General features: G+C 74.7%; 4 protein-coding genes. 3 read left to right on the forward strand and 1 reads right to left on the reverse strand.

Annotation, left to right across the window (positions count from 1 at the left end; translation table 11 throughout):
• Positions 1 to 420, forward strand: a 420-nt coding sequence (locus tag VR44_RS07310; protein WP_045946557.1) for a GNAT family N-acetyltransferase, incomplete at its 5' end; no start/stop codon positions are given.
• A 25-nt stretch (positions 421 to 445) separates the two neighbouring features.
• On the opposite strand, the gene VR44_RS07315 is transcribed toward VR44_RS07310, so the two are convergent.
• Positions 446 to 1,906: a glycoside hydrolase family 26 protein gene (locus VR44_RS07315; RefSeq protein WP_045946558.1), complete on the reverse strand. Its 1,461-nt coding sequence runs from the start codon at positions 1,904 to 1,906 to the stop codon at positions 446 to 448.
• Positions 1,907 to 2,054: 148 nt separating this feature from the next.
• Between VR44_RS07315 and VR44_RS07320 the strand changes: the two genes are divergently transcribed.
• Together VR44_RS07320 and VR44_RS07325 are read left to right on the forward strand one after the other, a co-directional pair.
• Positions 2,055 to 3,422, forward strand: coding sequence for a carboxylate--amine ligase (locus tag VR44_RS07320; RefSeq protein ID WP_045946559.1), 1,368 nt, complete (start codon positions 2,055 to 2,057; stop codon positions 3,420 to 3,422).
• A 152-nt stretch (positions 3,423 to 3,574) separates the two neighbouring features.
• On the forward strand, positions 3,575 to 4,154 hold a 580-nt coding region (locus tag VR44_RS07325; RefSeq protein ID WP_045946560.1), incomplete at its 3' end, for an NAD(P)-binding domain-containing protein.

Consider the following 4,154-nt stretch of genomic DNA (forward strand, 5'->3'; position numbering starts at 1 on the left):
GTGCGGGCCGGGGAGGGCCGGCTGACGGAGTTCCGGCTGGACGGGAAGGTGGTGGCGGCCAACGTCACCCTGCTGTCCGCCGCGCTGAGCGGCGGCTACCTGTACGGGGCGGACCCGGACCTGCGGGAACGGAAGGTGGACGTGGCGACGCTGCTGCTGCGCTACGAGGCCGGCCGGGCGCTGGAGGAGGGCCGGCCGGTGGTGAGCTTCCTGCGCGGCAACGAGCCGTACAAGAACCACTGGCGGCCGGAGACGGTGGTCAACCAGCGGCTGCTGCTGGCCACGCACGCGCTCGCGCCCCTGATGCGGCTGCACGAGTCGCAGGTCACGGGGCGCGAGCGGGCGGTGGGGGCGCTGCGCGAGGCGCTGCCGGCCGCCCGCGAGGCGCTGCCGCCGCCCGGGACTGGCGGGCGCGGCTGAACGAACTGCGCGTGCGATGACCCGGCTAGAAGGGCCAGAACCCGGAGTCCCCGCCCCAGCCGCCGAAGGTGATGCAGACCTGCTGCTTGCCCATCAGCTTCGAGAACCAGTCGCCGAAGTCGAGGGGCAGGCACCACTGCTTGCTGTTGACGGGCTGCTGGGGCTGCGGCTTCGGTTCCGGCTTGGTGGGCTGCGGCTTGGTGGGCTGCGGCTTCGGCGGCTGCGACACCGACGGAGCGGGACGGGTCGGCAGGGGCTGGGGCTCGGGGGCGACCGGGGTCGGGGTCGGGGACGGGGTCGCCTCGGGGGTGGGAGTCGGGGTGGGCGTGGGTGCGTCCGGGGTGGGCGCGGACGGGGTCGGGACCTCGGGGGTCGGGAGCTGCGGGGTGGGTACGGCCGGCGTCGGGACGACCGGGGTGGGTACGACGGGCGTGGGTACGACGGGGGCCGGGACCACCGGGGTCGGGACCACGGGCGTGGGCACCACCGGGGTCGGGACCACCACCGGTCCCTGGTCGGACAGCGCGTCGCGGAAGACCTTCGAGGACCTCGGGTTCTGCTTGCACTGCCAGACGCCGTGCGGGCAGTAGTCGGTGATGGTGTGGTACAGCGGGTGGTGCTGGTCGATCCACTGGAGCATGCGCCGCACGTACTCCGGGTTGTCGCCGTTGCGGAACAGCCCCCACTCCGGGTACGAGATCCGCTTGCCGTGTGCTTTCGCGAAGTCGACGTGCTGCTGGAGCCCGTACGGCTGCCTGACGTGGTCGTCGAAGGTCCGGCCGGGGCCTTGGTCGTACGAATCCATGCCGATGACGTCGACCACGTCGTCGCCCGGGTAGCACTCGGTCCACGGGATCGCGTCGGTCCCCCGGTTGGGGGTGAAATCGAACTTGAACCGCTGCCCGGGGACGGAGCGCATCGTGTTGACGACGCGGTTCCAGTACGCCTTCCAGTGCTCCGGGTCGGGGCCGCAGCGGTGGGTGTACGTGGTGCCGTTCATCTCCCAGCCGAGCACGATCACCGTGTCCGGGACGCCCAGCTCCACCAGTCGCTCGGCCAGCCGCCGGAAGTGCTTGTCGTGCTCGCCCTGCGCGCCCGCCCGGATCAGCTGGGCCACCTGCCAGTCGGGCACCCGGCCCTCGTTGCGGGCCTGCATGGGCACGTTGAGGACGAACATCCGGTCGTCCTCGGCCCGGCGCCACTGCGCCCAGTCCTCCAGGAACGGGACGCGGCCCTCGATGCCGGCCCAGGAGTCGCCGGGCAGGTAGGTGTGCCCGACCCGGACCTCCCGGCCGCCCAGCCAGCGCGACAGGCGGGGGATGCGGGCGATGCCGGACGGCCCGTAGTCGAGATAGGCGCCGAAGGCGGTGTCGGAGCCCTTGGCGGGGTCGTCGTCCGGGGCCGCGAGCGCGGCGCCCGTGGCGAGCAGCCCGGCCGTGACCGTACCGACGCAGGTGCTCACCAGGCGGTGGTGTGGTCTGGGCATGTCGTCTCCCGAGCTCTGCCGAACCGGTGTGCTTGTCAAAGACGTTAGACATCACATCTGACGAACGGCCTGTCCGGTGGCCGCTTCCTAGGCCATTCGCAGCTGCGCATCTCTCCCGCTTGGTCCGACTAGGTGAAAGTCCGTTTGTATGTACGCGTTCGACGGCCATGTGCCCGCAGTACTGCTCAGACTCGATCGCAACCCGTTCCACCACGGAACCCTCGGCGCCGTCAGATCCCTCGGACGCCGGGGCGTGGAGGTGCATGCCGTCGTCGAAGCCGGAGGAGGCCCCGTGGGTCGCTCGCGGTACCTGCGCGCCACGCACCCGGGGCCGGCCGGGGGGCTGGACCCGGAGGCGCCCGAGGCGCTCCTGGAGTGCCTCGTCGGGGTGTCGGAGCGGATCGGCCGGCCCGCCGTGCTCGTGGCGATGGACGACCTCAGCGCCATCGCCGTCTCGCGCGTGGCCCCGATGCTGACGGACCGTTTCCGGATCCCCCATCAGCCCGACGACCTGCCCGCCCGGGTGGCGGACAAGGCCGAGCTGTCGCGGCTGTGCGCCCGCTGGGACATCCCGCACCCCGAGACCGTGATCCCGCAGAGCGGGGCCGAGGCGGCCCGGGCCGCGTGGACGCTCGGGCTGCCGGTGGTGGCCAAGTGGAGCCGGCCCTGGCTGCTGCCCGCCGGGAGCGGGCTGCGCAGCACCACGCTGGTGGACAGCGCCACCGGGGCGCGGGAGCTGTACGAGCGCTCCGCCGAGGCCGGGAGTCCGCTGCTGCTCCAGCGGTTCCTGCCCGCGGGGCCCGACACCGACTGGTTCTTCCACGGGGCCTTCGGGCGGGGCGGGCGGCCGCTGCTGGCCGGCACGGGCCGCAAGGAGCTGGCCTGGCCGGTCCGGGCGGGGCTGACGGCGATGGGGCGGTGGCTGGCCGACCCGGCGGTGGAGGAGTCGGGGCTGCGGCTGGCCGAACGGCTCGGCTACCAGGGGATCCTGGACCTCGACTTCCGCCGCGACGAGCGCGGCGCCGTCCGGCTGGTCGACTTCAACCCGCGGCCGGGGGCCCAGTTCCGGCTGTTCGCGGACGACGTGGGGCTGGACGTGGTCCAGGCGATGTACCTGGACCTGACGGGACAACGGGTCCCGGAGCCCGCGGGCGGTCCGGGACGGGTCTTCCTGGCGGAGAACTACGCCCTGCTGGCGGCGGTGCGCGGGCGCACGCTGCCCCGGCCGCGGGGGCCGGTGGAGGCGGCCTGGTTCGCCGCCGACGACCCCGGGCCGTTCCTGGCGATGCTCTGCGCGTTCCTGGGACGGGGCCTGGGCAAGGGCGCGCGCGTCCTGCGCGGCGTCCCCGCGCAGGGGAGGCGCACCGTTCGCGCGGTGCGGGCCCCGCGCCAGCGCGGCGGCGAGCGGGCGCGGGGGGACGGCGTCACGGCGGCCCGCCCGGGCGCGCCGGGGGTGCCCGCGCCCCCGGGGTCCCCGGAGGCGTCGGCGGAGCCGGACGAGCTGGTGTCGCGGTGAGCGGGGCCACCGGCGCCCCGGGGAGCGGATGACGGGTGGTGCGCGGCCCCGGGATGTCGTGCCGACGCCGGGGCGACGGTGCTCCGGTGACTGGTGACGCGCCGTCACGCGACGGCGGTCGTGCTGGAGGATGAGGAGCGGCCGTGAGGCGGATGGACGATCTCGTGGTGGTCGGCGCGGGCCCGTACGGCCTGTCGGTCGCGGCGCACGCGGCGGCGGCCGGGCTCGGCGTACGGGTGCTGGGCCGGCCCATGGCCTCCTGGCGGGACCACATGCCCGAGGGCATGTACCTCAAGTCCGAGCCCTGGTCCTCCAACCTCTCCGCCCCCGGCGGCCGCTACACCCTCGCCGAGTACTGCGCCACCCGGGGCCTCACGGCGGAACACGGCAGCCCGCTGCCGATCGGCACCTTCAGCGCGTACGGGCTCTGGTTCGCCCGTCACGCCGGCCTGCCCGAGGTGGAGGAGGTCACCGTCACCGAGGTCGCCCCGGAGGGCGACGCCTTCCGGGTGCGCACCGCCGAGGGCCCGCCGCTGCTGGCCCGGACGGTGGCCCTGGCCGTCGGGGTGATGCCGTTCACCCACTGCCCCGGGGCGCTGCGCGACCTGCCCCCGGCGCACTGGTCGCACAGCAGCGGCCACCGCGACCTGTCCCGCTTCGCCGGCCAGGAGGTGGCCGTCCTCGGCGCCGGGCAGGCCGCGCTGGAGACCGCCGCCCTGCTGGCCGAGGCAG

It is taken from the genome of Streptomyces katrae (assembly GCF_000966975.1).
Lineage (GTDB): Bacteria > Actinomycetota > Actinomycetes > Streptomycetales > Streptomycetaceae > Streptomyces > Streptomyces katrae.